The 16,694-nt window shown below is 69.6% G+C and carries 15 protein-coding genes; 9 read left to right on the forward strand and 6 right to left on the reverse strand.

The features are described from left to right. The 5 genes from KRR26_RS22110 to KRR26_RS22130 all read left to right on the forward strand — a co-directional run. Positions 1-1,851 (forward strand): tetratricopeptide repeat protein (locus KRR26_RS22110; RefSeq protein ID WP_217080736.1); only part of this gene is annotated, 1,851 nt, incomplete at its 5' end. A gap of 303 nt (positions 1,852-2,154) precedes the next feature. After that, complete coding sequence (cyoE, locus tag KRR26_RS22115) at positions 2,155-3,039, forward strand: heme o synthase (protein ID WP_120210616.1); 885 nt, start codon at positions 2,155-2,157, stop codon at positions 3,037-3,039. Positions 3,040-3,072: 33 nt separating this feature from the next. After that, positions 3,073-4,065, forward strand: a complete 993-nt coding sequence (locus KRR26_RS22120; protein ID WP_217080737.1) for an ABC transporter ATP-binding protein — start codon at positions 3,073-3,075, stop codon at positions 4,063-4,065. Then, entirely contained in the window at positions 4,062-4,916 is an 855-nt protein-coding gene (locus KRR26_RS22125; protein WP_120210614.1) for an ABC transporter permease, read from the forward strand. Before KRR26_RS22120 ends, KRR26_RS22125 begins: the two co-directional genes overlap by 4 nt. Before the next feature lie 97 nt (positions 4,917-5,013). Further along, positions 5,014-5,820 carry a carboxypeptidase regulatory-like domain-containing protein gene (locus KRR26_RS22130; RefSeq protein WP_120210613.1) on the forward strand — a complete coding sequence of 269 codons (807 nt, stop codon included), beginning with the start codon at positions 5,014-5,016 and terminating at the stop codon, positions 5,818-5,820. Between the two features lie 54 nt (positions 5,821-5,874). On the opposite strand, the gene KRR26_RS22135 is transcribed toward KRR26_RS22130, so the two are convergent. The 4 genes from KRR26_RS22135 to KRR26_RS22150 all read right to left on the reverse strand — a co-directional run bounded on the left by KRR26_RS22135 (position 5,875) and on the right by KRR26_RS22150 (position 9,070). Next, positions 5,875-7,161, reverse strand: a complete 1,287-nt coding sequence (locus tag KRR26_RS22135) for a HAMP domain-containing sensor histidine kinase (protein ID WP_120210612.1) — start codon at positions 7,159-7,161, stop codon at positions 5,875-5,877. A gap of 113 nt (positions 7,162-7,274) precedes the next feature. Continuing rightward, positions 7,275-7,955, reverse strand: coding sequence for a response regulator transcription factor (locus KRR26_RS22140; protein WP_217080738.1), 681 nt, complete (start codon positions 7,953-7,955; stop codon positions 7,275-7,277). Between the two features lie 14 nt (positions 7,956-7,969). Then, a complete protein-coding gene (locus tag KRR26_RS22145; RefSeq protein ID WP_217080799.1) occupies positions 7,970-8,491 on the reverse strand; it encodes a hypothetical protein in 522 nt (173 codons plus the stop codon). A gap of 36 nt (positions 8,492-8,527) precedes the next feature. Further along, on the reverse strand, positions 8,528-9,070 hold the full coding sequence (locus tag KRR26_RS22150; protein ID WP_217080739.1) for a Spy/CpxP family protein refolding chaperone: 543 nt from the start codon (positions 9,068-9,070) through the stop codon (positions 8,528-8,530). 302 nt (positions 9,071-9,372) lie between these two features. On the opposite strand from KRR26_RS22150, the gene KRR26_RS22155 reads away from it, so the two are divergent. Together KRR26_RS22155 and KRR26_RS22160 are read left to right on the forward strand one after the other, a co-directional pair. Next, entirely contained in the window at positions 9,373-9,579 is a 207-nt protein-coding gene (locus KRR26_RS22155) for a cold-shock protein (RefSeq protein WP_120210608.1), read from the forward strand. Positions 9,580-9,752: 173 nt separating this feature from the next. Continuing rightward, positions 9,753-10,115, forward strand: a complete 363-nt coding sequence (locus KRR26_RS22160; RefSeq protein ID WP_120210672.1) for a cupin domain-containing protein — start codon at positions 9,753-9,755, stop codon at positions 10,113-10,115. Positions 10,116-10,618: 503 nt separating this feature from the next. On the opposite strand, the gene KRR26_RS22165 is transcribed toward KRR26_RS22160, so the two are convergent. Further along, positions 10,619-11,458, reverse strand: a complete 840-nt coding sequence (locus KRR26_RS22165) for an NAD(P)H-binding protein (protein ID WP_217080740.1) — start codon at positions 11,456-11,458, stop codon at positions 10,619-10,621. Then, positions 11,455-12,300: an SGNH/GDSL hydrolase family protein gene (locus KRR26_RS22170; RefSeq protein WP_236069002.1), complete on the reverse strand. Its 846-nt coding sequence runs from the start codon at positions 12,298-12,300 to the stop codon at positions 11,455-11,457. Before KRR26_RS22170 ends, KRR26_RS22165 begins: the two co-directional genes overlap by 4 nt. A 64-nt stretch (positions 12,301-12,364) precedes the next feature. Here KRR26_RS22170 and KRR26_RS22175 point away from each other — a divergent pair, with 64 nt between their 5' ends. Together KRR26_RS22175 and KRR26_RS22180 are read left to right on the forward strand one after the other, a co-directional pair. Further along, positions 12,365-13,294, forward strand: a complete 930-nt coding sequence (locus KRR26_RS22175; RefSeq protein ID WP_120210606.1) for a LysR family transcriptional regulator — start codon at positions 12,365-12,367, stop codon at positions 13,292-13,294. Between the two features lie 467 nt (positions 13,295-13,761). Further along, complete coding sequence (locus KRR26_RS22180; protein WP_217080741.1) at positions 13,762-16,587, forward strand: VCBS repeat-containing protein; 2,826 nt, start codon at positions 13,762-13,764, stop codon at positions 16,585-16,587. Positions 16,588-16,694 lie beyond the last annotated feature (107 nt).

Here is a 16,694-nt window from a genome sequence, read left to right on the forward strand (position 1 = left end):
GTTGTGTTGTTGTTTGTTTTGGAGCCCCGCTCGAATGCCGCCGCTCGCGCGGCTCCGGCTGCCCAGCCTCAGCCGGCCGCGTCGCCGGCGCGTTCCGCGGCGGCTCGCGCGGAGCCGGTGGCCCGTCCGGCGCCCGTGCGCCGCGCGCCGGTGGTGGTGCAGGAGGTGGACGACGACGAGGATGACGCCCCGCCGCGTCGGGTCGCCGCTCCGGCGGGACGTGGCAGCAAGTTCGTCACGCTGGCGCTCATCGTGCTCATCCCGCTGTTCGCCGGCGGCTATCAGTTCTACGCGTCGCGCGCGAAGGCCCGGGCCCACTCGCTGAAGAAGGCGCTGGATGCGGCCACCGCCGAGCTGAAGCACGACTCGTTCGCCAGCTACAAGAAGGCGTGCGACGCGGCCAACCAGGCGCTCGAGGTGGACTCCGATTCCACCGCGGCCCACGGCTACCTCGCCTACGCCTACGCCATCCGCTGGGGTGAGCACGGCGGCGGCGACGACGCCCGCAAGCAGGCCGAGGAGCATCTGGCCGCGGCCAAGAGTGGCAAGGAGCTGTCGAGCCACCTCTATGCGGCCGAGGCGCTCATCCTCACCTACAGCGGCAAGGGCAAGGAGGCCCTGGGCCAGCTGGAGGAGCGGGTGAAGAAGTTCGACGCGGAGGGCAAGGCGTCCTCGCTCCTGTACCTGACGCTGGGCCTCATCCAGATGAACGCAGGAGACATGGAGCGCGCCCGCGACAGCCTGGAGCGCGCGCAGGCGCTGTCTCCGGACGACCCGCGCGTCTATGCCGGTCTGGGCGCGGTGTACCGGCGCATGGGCCAGGACGCCACGGCCTGGAAGAACTACGACTTCGCGCTGCGCTACGAGAAGAACCACCCGGAGTCCCTGCTCGGGCGCTCGCTGCTGATGCTGGAGCAGGACGAGCCCAACTACGAGCTGGCCAACCGGCTGCTCAAGGCGCTGCTGGAGGTGGATCCTCCGCCGAGCCCGCGGCAGCTGGCCACGGCGCACCTGGCGCGCTCGCTGCTCATCAGCCGCGTGTCGCTGGCCATGCCCTCGCTCAAGCCCGAGATGCAGCAGAAGCTCTCCGAGGTCACCGGCGTGCCGGTGGACAAGGACAAGGCTCGCGCCGAGGTGCTCAAGGCCGAGGAGACGGGCTTCGCGCTGGACAAGCAGAACCCGGAGCTCAGCCTCATCAAGGGCCGCCGCCTGCTCGTCGAGGGCAACTTCGACGCCGCCGCCGAGGAGATCCGCAAGGCCATCCGCCTGGATGGCTCGCGCGCCCAGTTCTACGTGGAGCTGGCCAAGGCGCTCATGGGCAAGCCCGGCGGCGAGAAGGAAGCCGCGGACGCGCTCAACACCGCCCTCAAGACCATGGGGGACAGCCCCAAGCTGGTCGTGATGCTGGGCAACGCCTACCGCCGGCAGGGCAAGCTCCCCGAGGCGCTGGCGCAGTATCAGCGCGCGGTGAAGGACCCGAAGGCCAAGAACCCGGAGGCGCGGCTGGCCATGGGCGCCATCTTCCGGGAGCGCTCCGAGTGGGACAAGGCGCTGGAGCAGCTCGAGAAGGCCAACCAGGAGTTCGTCGGTCAGACCGACCGCGCGGCCCTGGCGCTCACCGAGATGGGCCGCGTCTACCAGGGCAAGGGCGACGCCGCGAAGGCGGACGAGACCTACCAGCGCGCGCTCACCTCCGACGAGAACTACGCCCCGGCGTACTACTTCTACGCCTCGCTCCTGGCGAAGGACTCCAAGCAGGGCTCCAAGGCCAAGATGCTGGCGCAGGAGTACATGAAGCGCGATCCGAAGGGCGAGTACGCCTCCGAGGCCCAGCGGATGGCGGGCAACTAGCCCGAGCCGTCCACGGCTGGCTTCATCCCGACGCCGCGGGCCCCAGGGCTCGCGGCGTCGTGCTTTCAGGACAAGCGCCGCTGATGCGCGCCGCCAGTTGGACACGGGGCTCGTCCTGGAGGCCGGGTTGATGCCCGGCCGGGCGGCCGATATGCCCGCCCCGCGCGTTCCCAGCCTGGAAGCGGCGGCCTTGCCACCCCCTCCCGGTGCTTGTATGGGAGGGCGCACCTGGACGGGAGCGGCGTCCCGTCTTCCACCCGCGCCGGCAGCGAGGGCTGCCTGAGCCACATCCCGGGAGTCTGCGTGAGCGCGCGTGCTGTGTCCTTGTCGTCCACCGCGTCCGACCTGGTCTCCCTCACCAAGCCCAGCCTCTCCAGCCTCGTCATCATCACGACGGCCGGCGGCATGTGGCTGGCGCCGGGCGCGCTGAGCCCCGGGCGCGCGCTGGTGACCTTGCTGGCCACCTCCGGCACCGTGGGCGCGGCCAACGCGCTCAACTGCTACCTGGAGCGCCACAGCGACCAGTTCATGGCGCGCACCCGCAACCGGCCGCTGCCCGCCGGGCGCATGGACCCCGCGGTCGCGCTCTGGTTCGGCATCTCGCTGGCGGCCGTGTCGTTGCCCGCGCTGGCCCTGGGCGCCAACCTGCTGACCGCGGGCCTGGGGCTCCTGGCGCTGTTGAGCTACGTGCTCGCGTACACGCCGCTCAAGGCCCGCACGTCCGCGGCGATGCTGGTGGGCGCCGTTCCCGGCGCGCTGCCCCCGCTGATGGGGTGGACCGCGGTGACGAACGTGGTGGACTCGGGCGGCTTCGCGCTGTTCGCCATCCTGTTCCTCTGGCAGATGCCGCACTTCCTCGCCATCGCGCTCTTCCGCAAGGAGGAGTACGCCGCCGCGGGCCTCAAGTCCGTGCCGCTGGAGCGAGGAGACGAGTCCAGCCGCGCGCAGCTCGTGCTCTACGTGGTGGCGCTCGTCCCGATGACGCTCCTGCCCTTCCAGCTGAACATCGCGGGCGTGTGGTACCTGGCCGCGGCGGCCGGGCTGGGGCTCGCCTTCCTGGCCATGGGCGCGTGGGGCTTCTTCAAGCAGCTCGGGAAGCCGTGGGCGCGCCAGACGTTCTTCTATTCGCTGCTGTACCTGACCGGCCTGTTCGCCGCGTTGATGCTCGACCGCGTCCCTCGCGGCTAGCGCGCGCGGGCGCAGGCCGGGGAGCAGACGCCCATGCTTGAAAGCCCGGTCCCCTCGCTTCCGCCCCCCTTGCTGCAACTGGAGGGGCTCACGCGCCGTTTCGCTGGCCGCACCGCGGTGGATGGCCTGACGCTGTCCGTGCGGCAGGGCGAGATCCTGGGCCTGCTCGGTCCCAACGGCGCGGGCAAGTCCACCACGTTCCAGCTCCTGGCGGGGCTGCTGGCTCCGGACGCGGGGCATGTGCGCTTCGCGGGGCAGTCGTTGTCCCTGAGCGACCCGTCGCTGCGCCGCCGCATGGGCATCATCTTCCAGCGCGGCAGCCTGGATGACCTGCTGTCCGCGCGCGAGAACCTGCTCCTGGGGGCTCGGCTGTACGGCCTGTCCGGCGCGCGGGCGCGTGAGCGGGTGGAGACCATGCTGACGCTCATCGGTCTGAGCGACCGGGGCGACGAGCGGGTGGGGACGTGGTCGGGCGGCATGCGGCGGCGGCTGGAGCTGGCGCGCGCGCTGGTGCACCAGCCCCGCGTGCTCCTGATGGACGAGCCCACCCAGGGCTTGGACGAGGGCTCGTTCCGCACCTTCTGGGCGCACCTCAAGCGCCTGCGCGACGCGGAGGGCATCACGGTGCTGCTCACCACCCACCGCGCGGACGAGGCGGAGGTGTGCGATCGGCTCGCGGTCCTGGACGGCGGGAAGCTGGTGGCGTGCGACACGCCGGCGGCGCTCGCGGCGCGCATGGGCGGGGACATCCTGACCCTGGAGGCGCCGGAGCCCGAGGCCCTGGCCACGCAGGTGCGCGAGCGCCTGGGGCTGGAGGCGAGCGTGGTGGAGGGGCAGGTGCGCGTGGAGGTCGCGCAAGGACACGCGCTGGTGCCGCGACTGGTGGAGGCCTTCCCTCCGGGGCGGTTCGCCTCCGTGTCGCTGCGCCGGCCCACGCTGGCGGACGTGTTCCTCCAGCTCACCGGGCGCGCGCTCGGAGCGGACGCTCCGGCCCCGCAGCCCGTCGCGAAGAGGGGTCGTCGATGAGCGCCGAGGTATCCGCGGGTCAGCCCGCGCTGGAGGCCCCCGCGGCCACGCGTCCCGAGCCCGGGGCGCTGGCGCTGCAATGGGCGACGGTGCGCGTGCTGCTGGCGCGTGACGTGGTGCGCTTCTTCCGGCAGCCGAGCCGCGTGGTGGGCGCGCTCGCGCAGCCCATCCTGTTCTGGTTCGTCATCGGCTCGGGCTTCGCGGGCTCGTTCCGCGTGGAGGGCGCGCAGGGGCTGGGCTACCAGCAGTTCTTCTTCCCCGGCGTCGTCACCATGGTGGTGCTCTTCAGCGCCATCTTCGCCACCATCACCGTCATCGAGGACCGCAAGGAGGGCTTCCTCCAGGCGGTGCTCGCCGGGCCGGGTTCTCGGCTCGCGGTGGTGTTGGGCAAGGCGCTCGGCTCGTCCACCATCGCGCTGATGCAGGCGTCGCTGTTCCTCCTGCTGGCCCCGTTGGCCGGCGTGCGGGGGGACACGGTGAACCTGCCGCTGTTGGCCGCGGTGATGGTGCTGTCGGCGCTCGCGCTGACGGGCATGGGCATGTCGCTGGCGTGGTGGGTGCGCTCCAGCGCGGGCTACCACGCGGTGATGAGCATCGTGCTCCTGCCCATGTGGGTGCTGTCCGGCGCCATGTTCCCGCTGAAGGGCGCGGGGCCGGTGATGGCGTGGGTGATGCGGCTCAACCCCATGCGCTTCTCGGTCGAAGGCGTGCGCCGGGCGCTCTATGGCGTCGAGGCGTCCGCGGCGGTGGGCTCCGCTCAGAGCGGCCTGGGGCTGGAAGTCCCGGTGCTGCTCGCGTTCGCGGTGGTGTTCCTCGGGCTGGCGGCCTTCAGCGTGAGCCGCCGCGAGTAGCCCCGCCGAGCCCGCCCCGCCGGTTGGACTTGGGGTCTCCCTTCCACTACGAGGGGACCCACGTTGGAACCCTGAAGCTCATCAAGGAGACTGCCTCATGACGCTGCGTTCGCTCGGCCTGGCGGTGGTGGGTGCCGCGGGCCTGATGGCCCTGCCGGCTTGCAAGAAGGACGAGGCGCCGCCCGCGCCCGCACCCTCGACGGAGACGCCCGCGCCTTCGGCCGCCAGGCCCGCCGCGCCGGTGGCCGCCGCGCCCGCGGGCAAGGGCGTGGTGAAGGGCGTGGTGAAGTTCGCGGGCGAGGCGCCCGTGATGGCGGACCTGCCCGCGAGCCTCGACTCGGCCTGCGAGGGACGGCCGGCGAAGGAGCAGTCGGTGCTGGTGAAGGACGGGCGACTGCAGAACGTGCTGGTGCGCGTGAAGGGGCCCGTGGCCGGTGCTCCGCCCGCGCCGACCACGCCGGTGCTCGTGGACCAGTCCAAGTGCACGTACCTGCCGCGCGTGCAGGGCGCGATGCCGGGCCAGCAGGTGATGTTCAAGAACAGCGACGGCACGCTCCACAACGTCCGCGGCGTGGTGGGCACCAAGCCCGTGTTCAACGTCGCGCAGCCGCCGTCGGCCGCTCCGGTGGAGAAGGCGCTGCCCGCGGATGCGGACGTGCTCAAGCTCAAGTGCGACGTGCACCCGTGGATGGCGGCCTTCGTCGTCTCCAACGCGAACCCGTTCTTCGCGACCACGGGCGAGGACGGCGCCTTCACGCTCACGGGCCTGCCGGCGGGCACGTACACGCTGGAGGCGTGGCACGAGACGCTCGGCACGAAGACGGCCGAGGTGACGGTCAAGGACGACGCGCCCGCCGAGGCCACCTTCGACTTCTCCGCCGCGGACGCCACGGCGAAGAAGTAGGCGTGCGCCGCGCTCCGGGGCCGTGAGGCTTCAGGCCCCGGAGTCGCTTCCGCGTCAGGCTTCCGCGCGCCCCGGGGGGCCCTGCCGGCGGACGGTGAAGCCCACCCGCGCGCCGCCACCCGGGCGGTTCTCCGCGAAGGTCTCACCCCCATGGGCTCGGGCGATGCGCTGCACGAGCGCGAGCCCCAGGCCCAGGGAGCCCGCCTCGCGCGCCTCTCCGCCGCGGTCCTTGCGGTAGAACGGCTGGAAGATGCGCGTCTCTTCGCCGGGGAGGAGGCCTGGACCTCGGTCATCCACGCAGAAGGCCACCTCGGCATCGCCGCGCGGCATCATCCGCAGCGACTCCGCGCCGCCGCCGTGCTTGCGCGCGTTGTCCAGCAGGTTCACCAGGGCGCGCCCCAGCAGCGTCGCATCCGCCACCAGCCCCGGCTCCTCGGCGGTGACGTCGAGTCTCTCCGTGGGGAGGCCCGCGCGCTCCAGCGCTCGACACGCCAGCTCCCGGCCATCCAGCACCTTGGGCGTGAGCTGCCCGAAGTCCAGCCGCGAGCTGGCCAGGAGTTCGCCCACCAGCGCGTCCAGCTCCACCACCTCGCGGTCCATCTGGTCGAGCGTGCGGGGACTGCCGCCGCTGTCGCGCAAAAGCTCCGTGAGGACGCGCATGCGAGCCAGGGGCGTGCGCAGCTCATGTGAGACGGCGGCGAGCAGCTCGCGTTGGTCCACCACCTGCTTCTCGATGCGCGCGGCCATGTCATTGAAGGCCTCGGCCAGCTCGGCGAACTCGCCCGTGGCGTGCCAGTCCAGGCTCGCGCGGGCATCCAGCTTGCCCGCGCCGAGCGCTTGGGTCGTGCGCACCAGGATGTCCACCGGGCGCGCCAGCTTCCGGGCGATGCTTCCGGAGGCGGCCCACAGCACGATCGCCGACAAGGCCAGTGGCAGGATGAAGCGCCAGATGGGCCGGTTGCGCGTGTTGCCATAGCAGGCGCGCGCCTGGCCCAGGCGCGTGCCGCCGCGCTCCACGGGCACGGAGATGTCGGGCCCGTGGCATGGCTCCCCTGCGTGCGCGATGACGGCCCCGCCCGTGTCCAGCAGCTCCACGGACACGTTCAAGTCGCGCGAGATGCCCTCCATCAGCGCCTGCCGCTGCGCCGGGACGTCCCAGGCCTCGGCGAAGCGATTGCCGACGTAGTGGCGCATGCGCTCCGCTTCCTGGCTCCACAGCGTGCCGCCCACCAGGTTCATCACCGCGCCGACGATCATGCTGGTGACGAGGATGCTCGCGCCGAACCACATGAAGAGCCGGCGGTGCAGGCGGGCGCGCACGTAGTGGCCCAGGCGCCCCATTCGCCAGTGATGCCAGTGGTGCCACTGATGCCAGGGGGGGGGATGAGGGAAGGGCGGCGGATGACGGCCCCGACCCTGCGAGCGGGGATGGGGCCGGGGTGGAGGGCGGGGCCTCATACGCCCTCTTTGGCGAAGACGTAGCCCACGCCGCGCACGGTCTTGATGAGCCGGGTGCCCACGTCGCCGAGCTTCTGTCTCAGATGGGAGATGTGCACGTCCACGGTGCGCTCGCCCACGACGGTGTCCGTGCGGCCGGCCTCACCCAGCAGCGCGTCGCGGGGGATGACGCGCCCCGCGCGGCGGACCAGCGCCACCAGGAGGTCGAACTCCAGGCCGGTGAGGTCCACCGGCTTGCCATCCACCTGGACCTCGCGCCCGGCCACGTCGATGGAGACGCCCGCGGCCTCCAGGCGGTCCGCCACCGCCGAGGGCTGCGAGCGCCGCAGCACCGCGCGCAACCGCGCGAGCAGCTCGCGCGGACTGAAGGGCTTGGGCAGATAGTCGTCCGCGCCCAACTCCAGGCCCACCACGCGGTCCGTCTCATCACCCTTGGCGGTGAGCATGAGCACCGGGATGCGGCTCTTGGCCCGGATGCGCTTGCACACCTCCAGGCCATCCATGCCCGGCATCATCACGTCCAGGAGCACGGCGTCGTAGGCCCCGGCCTCCAACGCCGCCAGCCCACGTCCTCCGTCGACCGCGTGGCTGACGGTGAGGCCGTTCTTCCCGAGGTACTCGGCGAGCAGTTCATACATCCGGGTGTCGTCGTCGATGAGCAGGACGCGTGTGGACATGGAGGGCCGGGACTCTAACGCGCCCCGGTCGTCGCGGCGGGCGCGCTGCCCATGGAAACGGGCAGGGCCAGGGTGGGGGACGGCCGGACGGCCGGGCTGGCGTCGAGCGTCGCCAGGTTTCCCGTGGAGAGGGCGAACCCCGTGACACCGGCCGCCATGGGGGCGGCGGCGACATACACCGGCTGCGCTCCCGCCGCGGTGGTGACGATGACGGGCTGCAGGCCCATGGGGGTCGCGACATAGAGGGCCTGGAGGCCCTGCGGGGACGGCATCAGGGTGGGCATCGCCGTCGCGGCGACCGGGAGCGGAGCGAAGGCGGGCGGCGGGGTGACGGAGACGATGACCGGGCCACTGCTCGCGGCGGCGGGCGGCGGCGCGCTGGTGGTCGGCGCGGGTTGGGGCGTGCGGGGCGAGGGGCCGTCCCACGCCGCACCTGCATGGCAGGCCCGGTGACGATGGGCGAGGCTCGCGAAGCCCGAGGCGTAGCCGCCGACGGTTCCCGCGGCGAGGAGGATGATCAACAGACGGCGAGGCATGGGTGTGCTCCTTGCGTGTGCCGGAGGGAACGAGGCTCAGTACATGGGGGGACGGGCGTCATCGAAGTGCGAGCCGGGGTGATGACCGCGCCCGCGCCAACCGCAGCGCCCGGGGGGGTGGCCCCGCCAGCCGTGGTGCCAGCCGCGCTCCATGAGGTCCGCCAGCTCGCGGCGCTGGTGCGGCTCCAGGGCCTCGTGCACCTGCGCGAGCGCGCCCTGAACGGTGCGGCGGACTTCCTCCAGCGCGATGTCCTGGCGGCTGAACAACTCGCGCACCGCGGCGCCGTCGAACTGCTCGCCCCGCATGGCCTGGGCCACGGTGGAGCGGCTGTCGCCGAGCACCGTGCGCGCCTTGCCGAACGCCTCGAACACGTCATCCGCGGCCTGCGCGATGACCTTCTCCTGGCCGGGCGTCGCGTCCAGCCGCTCGAACAGCCAGCGCAGGCGGAGACGCCAACCGAAGCCCCGGCGGTCGCCGTGGCCGAAGGGGTGATGCGAGTGCCAGCGGTGGTGGAAGCCCCGGCGCACGGTGGCGAACAGGCCGGCGAGGCACGCGGTTCCAAAGACAAATCCAAACATGTGCTGCTCCTGGGTGGACCCGAGCGGTCTGCGAAGGGCTCGGGCGTTTTTGACGGAGCAGAAAGTAGAGAGCCGGTGTGAAGCCCGCGCCCGGGACGGGTGAAGAAGTGTGAAGGGGCCGGAGAACACTTCTGAAGGCCCGATTGTCGATTGGCCGACGCTCGGTGGCCCGGTGGTCGGGTGGGCTCCTGGCTCCTGCTGGCAAGTGAGTAGAATTCCCTGCGTGCCGGAGCGATGTCCGTCCCGTCACGGGGGGGCTGGTGATGCCAGGCCCCCAGTCAGAGCAGAAAGAAGAAGGTCACATGGCAATTGGAACTGTGAAGTGGTTCAACGACGCGAAGGGGTTTGGCTTTATTGCCCAGGAGAATGGTGAGGATGTCTTCTGCCACCACTCCGCCATCAACATGGATGGCTTCCGTACCCTCCAAGAGGGCCAGAAGGTGGAGTTCGACGTGACGCGCGGTCCCAAGGGGCTCCAGGCCCAGAACGTGCGCGCCGTCCAGAGCTGAGCCTCACCCGGGACTCCGCGCCGGGTGGGTCAGTCTCCCCTCGGAGGACTGGGCCCTCGGCGCTCCCGTCCGTGGGCGGACAGCCAGCCCGTGGCTGTCCGCCCGCCAACATCCGACACCTTGCCTACCTTGAGGTCAGGGGCGTGGCCACGCTCCGCCATCAGGAGACAGGCATGGGTGACACCAGCGTGAAGAAGGTCGAGAGCCGGCACTCTCCTCGCGGAGAGATGGGACAGAAATACCTCGCCTCCGGGGTCCGGCTGTCCATGCGGATGTGGGAGGACGAGCCGCCGGGCGAGCCCGCCCCGGCGCTGCCCCGCGATTACGAGACCGTGGGCTTCGTGCTCAAGGGACGCGCGGAGCTGCACCTGGAGGGGCAGGTGTTGGTGCTCAATCCCGGGGACTCATGGCTCGTGCCCCGAGGGGCGCGCCACACCTACCGAATCCTGGAGACGTTCACCGCCGTGGAGGCCACCAGCCCTTCGGCCGCGGTGCACGGCCGCGATGAGGGCACGCGCACCCAGGCCCAGGCCTGAGCGCGCTGGGGACGTCACGCCAACAGCTCCCGCACGCGCACGGCATGGCGCCGGCTCATCGCCAGCGGCGCGGCGAGCCCGCACCCGTGAAGGCTCCAAGTGTCGTTGCTCGCTCCAGTCGCGCCACGTCCAACCCCGTGCGCGATGCCCGCGCACCAAGGCGCTCCGCGTGCCCTCCTGGACCAGCCCCCGGTCTTCCAGGGGGATTGGGGCGTGGCGCCCTCCGTCCGCGACACCTTGATGCACCTTCGAGGCGAGCAGCTCGGTCCGGTTCCGGATGTGAAGTCTCGCTTCTTGGCTCTGCGGATGGGGATGAGGCGCTTGCGGGGCGCTCGACTCATGACGTCCGCCTCACGGAACCGGGCCGGCCACGCGCACCTGTGATGGCTTCGAGGGACGCGAGGGCGTCCTCCAGTGGGTTGCCCCGAGAGTTGGGGAACGAGGGGGCGCCGCCTGGGCACCTTCCCGGCTGCTCCTCTGGGGGGCCTACCGAAGCGGATCGATCAGCGAAACGCGTCGGCGTGCTGCTGGACCCAGTGGTCGAAGGAGAGCGGCCTTCGCCCGAGGACGCGCTCCACTCCTTCGTTGACGAGCGCCATCCGCCCTTCGCGGACCGCGCGCCAGATATCGACGAGCGCCGCGGCGTACGGGCCTCTGCCAACGCTCGACTGGGCTTGCTCATCGGAGATTGGCTCGAAGCGAACCGACTTTCCGATGGCGGCGCCGACCCGGGAGGCCATCTCGCCGTAGCTCAGCGCCTCCGGCCCTGTGATCACCAAAGACTCCCCGACGTACTCGCGCGTCGTCAGGGCCTTGGTGACCACCTCGGCGATGTCGTCCGGATGGATGAAGGCGATCTCCCCCTCGCCGGTGGAGGACCGGAGCACGCCCTCGGAGGCGATCGAATCGGCCCAGCCGAGCACGTTCGACATGAACGCCGCCGACTGGATGAACGTGAACGAGAGGCCGCTCTCTCGAATGGCGGTCTCGCCGCGCGCATGCCATGGGCCGGTCCCCACGCCCGTGCTCACATCCAGCGTCGAGAGCTTGACCAGGTGCTTGACCCCGGCAGCCCTGGCGGCGAGCGCGAACGCGCGATCCCAGACACCGAGCTTGGGACCGCTGCTCAGGAGAAACACCGCATCGATTCCGGCGAGGGCGGTGGAGAGAGAGGCGCGCGAACCGGCCAGATCGCCGACCCGGACGTCGACCCGATCTCCGAAAAGCGCTCGCGCCTTGTTCGCGTCGCGCACGAACACACACGGGCGAACGCCCCGTGCAAGGAGGCACCGGGTGACCCCCGCGCCGATGTTACCGGTCGCGCCCGTGACCAGATACTTCATCGCGCCCTCGCGTCGGCCCAGCCGCGCACGACTTCGAGCGCGATTCGCTTCTGCCCCTCCAGCGTGAAGTGAAGGCCGTCCTCCATGAGCAGCTCCTGCGGAGGTGGCAGCCCGAGCCTCGCGAACAGTTCGATCGCGGGCTCGTCGAAAGTGGCAATGACCTCGGCGACGCGGGCGATGTCCTCGTTGCGGAAGCGAACCCCGAAGCGGGACAACCCTCCATGCTGCGACACGCGCTCTTCGCGCACCGGGGCCGGCGTTACCCACAGACACTGCGCCTTCGTCTCCCGGGCGACGCGCTGGCGGAGCTCCGCGAGGTTGCGCGCCGTCTCCTCGGGAGCGACGAGCGTCTTGCTCGGCGTCGGGCCTTGCGTTCGAGCGTCGTTCACGCCGATGAAGAACAAGATCCAGTCTGGCTTCCTCGCGATGACCCCGCCGATTCGAATCAGGCCGTGCGTTGTCGTCTCACCGGCGACGGCGCTGACGTCGAACGAGATTCCATCCGCGGGACGGCGCGCGGCCAACATCTCGTTCAGGATCACCGCCCACGACTGCGGATCCGAGGTGTGGCTATCTCCGAACGCGATAACCCTCGCCCCGGGCCGCAAGGGAAGGCGGTCCACCATCGCGCCCACCGCGGGATCCGCGAGCAGCTCGCGCGCGGCCTCCTTCGCGCCTGCTCGCAGGCGCCCGAACTCGGCGGAGTAGACGTCCGGAGCGAGGCCAAGCAGGGCCGCGCGCATCGGCTCGGTGAGCGCCGCGCCCCCGGGAAGCGAGGCCACGGTTTGTTCGGGTTGAAGCACCTTCATGAGCCAGCGCGTCTGGTCAGTCGTCAATGTCATGCGCAACGAGATACCGGGCGGGACGAGAACGCACTAGTATGCTGATTAGAAACGAACTCTTATCATGCGCGCAAAAATCGATCTGGACCTCAACGATGTCGCCCTGTTCGTTCGCGTGGTGCAACGGCGGAGCTTCTCTGCCGCTGCCCGTGAGCGCGGGGTTCCCGTCTCGACGGTGAGCCGCCGCATCGCCCGGCTCGAGTCATCGCTCGGCCTGCGGCTCCTCGAGCGCACGACGAGGACGCTTCGACTGACGGACGCGGGGCGTAAGTACTTCGACCATGCCGACCGCGCGATGGACGACCTGGCGCAAGGCACCGGGCAGGTTCGCGAACTCCAAGATGAACCTCGCGGACGCGTTCGCATCGCCGCGCCGAACGCCTTCGGACCCGCCGTCGCCAACGCGGTCTGCCTGTACCTCGCCAAGCACCCGGGGGTGTCGATCGATCTGGAGACCGACGGGCGTCGCCCCGACCCCGACAGCGGCTTCGACATCGCGATCGTGACGGAGAGATTGAACGACACCGACGACTTCGTCGCGCGCGAGGTCCGGCCAATGACCCGAAAGTTGCTGTTCGCGAGTCCGCATTACCTGAAGGAGCACGGCACGCCTCGCGGCGTCGAGGACCTCGCCGTTCACGATTGCATCGCGACGCGCGCCACGGACGGCCACGCAACGTGGACGCTCACCCAAGGTCGCACGAAGCGCCGTTTCACCTTCGCGCCGCGCCTCTACGTGAGTGAGTTCTCCGCTGCTTATCGCGCGGTGCTCGCAGGCGTCGGCATCGCGATGCTCCCCGAGTCGCTGTGCGCCCAGGATGTGAAGCAGCGGCACATGGCTCGAGTCCTAGACGGCTGGGAAGGGGAGGCTGCCGGTGTCTATCTGCTCTACCGCGCCCATCGGTCGCTGACGGCGGCGGTACGTACCTGCATCGACCACCTGCTTGCGGAGCTCCCCGCCACCCATCTGGTCCGCAGCGCTCGCGAGAGCTGACCGGGAGTTGCTCGTTCGCTCGCCATCGCGCCCGCGATGCCGGGTGCGAAGAGTCGCTGAACGAGGCTCGGCGCGCACGAGGTCGCCGCGTGAAGAGCTGGCAACCGGGGCTCTGGCTCCTCGCCGCCAGCGGGCTCGTGATGGTGTTGTTCGGAGAGAGCGGCGCCCCATTCGACGCGCGTTGCGAGCCTTTGCCCCGTGGGTCAACAGCCAGGACCGTTGAGCACCGAGGCCCTGTTCCGGGGGAAGGGGCCGATCTGTCAACCGCGTCTTGGTTGCTCTCTCCCCCATGGCGTCATCAGCCCGGCATCTGGGCCGAGGCGACATCTTCCCTGACCCAGGGAGCTGTCTGTCGCGAGTCCCGCGGGAGATGCGGTGCTCCTGCCCCGCTGCTCATTGCGACCTGGGGAATGAATGGGCCCGTTCCCATCAAAGCCTGTTACGGTCCTCGTCGGGCCCCCGGGGGCATGAGACGAAAGCAGTTCCTGACTGCTGGAGCCTCGAGTCATACGCGTCGGGCATCTTTGAAAAATGATGTCGGAGAGAATGTGAATAGACACAAGGTTGTGCTGTTTTTGTTGGGCTTGCTCGTCGCAGTCCCCGTGACCAGCCAGGCCCAGTCCGATGATTGGGAAGCTCTCATCACCCCCGCGACGTTCCGGCAGGGGCACTACGACCCTGCCAAGCCCCTGGTTGCGCCCCGAGGCGTGTACGTCGCGCCCTATTCGATCAACGCGGGAGAGCTCCCCAGCATCTACGTCCAGAGTCCCGAGGCCTTCCGGCTGCGCATCTATCGCCTTGGCTGGTATGGCGGAGCGGGCGCGCTGGTGGTCTACGACTCGAGCAACGCGCCATCAACCACCTATGGCCCGATTGCCCAACCCCGATGCGGCATCGCGACGCCGACCACCGTCACCGGCTACCAGGCCCTTCGGCAACAAGAGACGGACTACGGACTGGTGGAGTGTGCGTGGACGCAGCCCGTGCGGCCCCCCGTCTCCGCGCTCACGTCGGGTCTGTACTTCGTGAGAATCACTCCGGAGATCCCGTCTCCCAACCCGTCCCCCGATGAGCCCATCAAGGAGACCCTCGCGACGTTCGTCGTCCGCAATGACGCGTCCACGGAGCGTCTGGTCATCGTCAACCCGACGACGAATGAGGTCTACAACCCCTGGGGGGAAACGCTGTACACCTCGACGACCTGCGAGGCTTGGCCGAAGTGCCCTCGCCTCAGCATGTACTCGACGCCGAGGGCCACCAAGGTCTCCATGGCGCGGCCGTCCTGGAACATTCCGGACCATTTCAAGACGGACGTCCCCTTGCTCCGCTTCCTGGAGATGAACAACCTGCCGTACTCGGTAGCCACAGACTATGACGTCTCGCGCTTCCCCAGCCTCATGGCCGCTCGCCGCTCTGCCATCATCTCCGGCCATGGCGAATACTGGGACATGGCGACCCGCAACAGTCTGGATGCCTTTGTCGCGCGGGGCGGCAATCTCATCGCAATGGCTGCGAACACCGGCTACTGGCAGATCCGCTATGAGGCATCCACGACGGGTAATCCGGGGCCCATTATCGTGGGCTATAAGCAGAGCGCCACGGACACTGCGACCCCGACGACCGCCTGCCGGAGCGACATCCTCGTCCCAGCAGCAGCGCCGAACTGCTCCGACCCGCTCCTTTCGGTCTCGCCCCAGCTCACGACGACCTACTTCCGGGCTCCTCCCGTGAACAAGCCCGAGCAAGAGTTGTTGGGCGTCCAGTACCCCATCGACCCCGCGGGCAACACGTTTGAACTCCCCCTCACGTTCTTCACGAACACCGTCGCCGCTCGCCCGAGCCTCGGGAGCGGCATCACCGCGGCCGGAGACGTGGTCATCGGCCCCACGCTTCCCTCGTCGACCGAACGCGTGGGCATTCTCGGATGGGAGGCGGATTCCATCCATCCGAACCTGTTGTTCCGAATGAGCCCCACCGGCTGCCTGCTTCCACTGGGACAGGGGCGTTTCTCCGACGCCCCGTCCTGGGCGTCGCAATTCCCCACTCCCTATGGCAATGAGTTTACTCACCTCGTGATGTATCGCCCTTCAGCAACGAGTGGCCATGTCGTCGCCGGCATGAGCATGCTCTGGAGTTGGGGCCTGGATGACTGGTCCACGCTGCGAAACCTGGGCGGTCCCCTCATCTCGCGGGTCGACTCGCGGCTCCAGCAGTTCACCCGCAACTTGCTGGCGTCAAGTGACGGCGCTGGCTTTGGCACGGATTGCGACAAGGGGGCCGACTTCGACGTCTTCTTCGGAGATGCCTTCACGGACACGAAGCCCGACGGCTCCGCCCTTCCGGGTGGGGATGGCAGCCCCGTGGAGATGATCATCAAGGAACGCGAGTACCCAGGCCGCTGGGGGAGCGTTGCCATCGCGAAGCAGTCGGGCGACGTGAAGCTGGTTCCGACCTTCACGGAGGTCGCCAAGCTGACGGGCTGGGCTGTCGTCAGTGACGCCTACAACCTGTTCCTGGTGGACGTGAACAATGACGGCAGGAAGGACCTGGTCGCGCAGAGCCGCGTCAACGGAGAGTGGGACGTCGCCCTCAGCGACGGAACCCGCTTCGTGCCGACCGGCTCTCCCTGGCTTGCCGCCACTCCGGGGTGGGCTGTTGGCAGTGATTATGACGTCTTCGCCGCGGACCTGAACGCGGATGGCAAGGCTGACCTGGTGGCAAAGCGGCGGACTTCTCCAGGCACCTGGGAGGTGGCCTTCAATACCGGGACTCAGTTCGTTCCCGTGACCGGCGATTGGCTCTCCGGATGGGCAGTGGTCAGCAGCGCGTATGACCTCTTCGTCGCGGATGTGGACGGCGACGGTCGGGCGGACCTCATCGCCAAGGAGAAGAACTCGCCCGGAAATTGGTACGTCGCGCGCAATACCGGAACGGGTTTCCTGGCTCAGCCCACCGCGCTTTCGAACTGGGCGGTCAGCAGTGCGGATCATGACTTGTTCGTGGCGGACGTGAATGGTGACCACCGCGCTGACCTCATCGCCAAGGAGCGCACTGGCGACAAGAATTGGAAGGTGGCCCTCAGCACCGGACTGGAGTTCCAGGCTCAAACCACGCCTTGGCTCTCAGGCTGGGCCGTGAACAGTAGCGATTTCCGCCTCTTTGTCGCAGACGTCGACGGGGACGGAAAAGCGGACCTCATCGCCCGCGAGCGGACTTCGTTGGGGCGCTGGTATGCCGCCTTGAGCAATGGCAGTTCGTTCGTGGCGCAGGTGGCGAGGTTCGACGCACGCTGACTCGGCCGTGCTCGTCCCTGAGGGGGCGGCAGCGTGCTCTGCGGGTTGATGGACGACGCGCACAGCTGCTCGGTGGGGCGCGCTGGCCTGAAGGGGCCAGCGCGCGG

Source organism: Citreicoccus inhibens (assembly GCF_019039035.1).
GTDB classification, from domain to species: Bacteria; Myxococcota; Myxococcia; order Myxococcales; family Myxococcaceae; genus Citreicoccus; species Citreicoccus inhibens.

What these genes read in the sequence shown, in the direction of transcription:
- KRR26_RS22125 (WP_120210614.1), top strand. Translation starts at nt 4,062, where the DNA reads ATGAGCGCCGAGGTATCCGCGGGTCAGCCCGCGCTGGAGGCCCCCGCG.
- KRR26_RS22140 (WP_217080738.1), bottom strand. Translation starts at nt 7,955, where the DNA reads ATGTCCACACGCGTCCTGCTCATCGACGACGACACCCGGATGTATGAA.
- KRR26_RS22180 (WP_217080741.1), top strand. Translation starts at nt 13,762, where the DNA reads ATGAGACGAAAGCAGTTCCTGACTGCTGGAGCCTCGAGTCATACGCGT.
- KRR26_RS22160 (WP_120210672.1), top strand. Translation starts at nt 9,753, where the DNA reads ATGGGTGACACCAGCGTGAAGAAGGTCGAGAGCCGGCACTCTCCTCGC.
- KRR26_RS22145 (WP_217080799.1), bottom strand. Translation starts at nt 8,491, where the DNA reads ATGCCTCGCCGTCTGTTGATCATCCTCCTCGCCGCGGGAACCGTCGGC.
- KRR26_RS22155 (WP_120210608.1), top strand. Translation starts at nt 9,373, where the DNA reads ATGGCAATTGGAACTGTGAAGTGGTTCAACGACGCGAAGGGGTTTGGC.
- KRR26_RS22135 (WP_120210612.1), bottom strand. Translation starts at nt 7,161, where the DNA reads ATGGGGCGCCTGGGCCACTACGTGCGCGCCCGCCTGCACCGCCGGCTC.
- KRR26_RS22130 (WP_120210613.1), top strand. Translation starts at nt 5,014, where the DNA reads ATGACGCTGCGTTCGCTCGGCCTGGCGGTGGTGGGTGCCGCGGGCCTG.
- KRR26_RS22120 (WP_217080737.1), top strand. Translation starts at nt 3,073, where the DNA reads ATGCTTGAAAGCCCGGTCCCCTCGCTTCCGCCCCCCTTGCTGCAACTG.
- KRR26_RS22150 (WP_217080739.1), bottom strand. Translation starts at nt 9,070, where the DNA reads ATGTTTGGATTTGTCTTTGGAACCGCGTGCCTCGCCGGCCTGTTCGCC.
- KRR26_RS22175 (WP_120210606.1), top strand. Translation starts at nt 12,365, where the DNA reads ATGCGCGCAAAAATCGATCTGGACCTCAACGATGTCGCCCTGTTCGTT.
- KRR26_RS22170 (WP_236069002.1), bottom strand. Translation starts at nt 12,300, where the DNA reads ATGACATTGACGACTGACCAGACGCGCTGGCTCATGAAGGTGCTTCAA.
- KRR26_RS22165 (WP_217080740.1), bottom strand. Translation starts at nt 11,458, where the DNA reads ATGAAGTATCTGGTCACGGGCGCGACCGGTAACATCGGCGCGGGGGTC.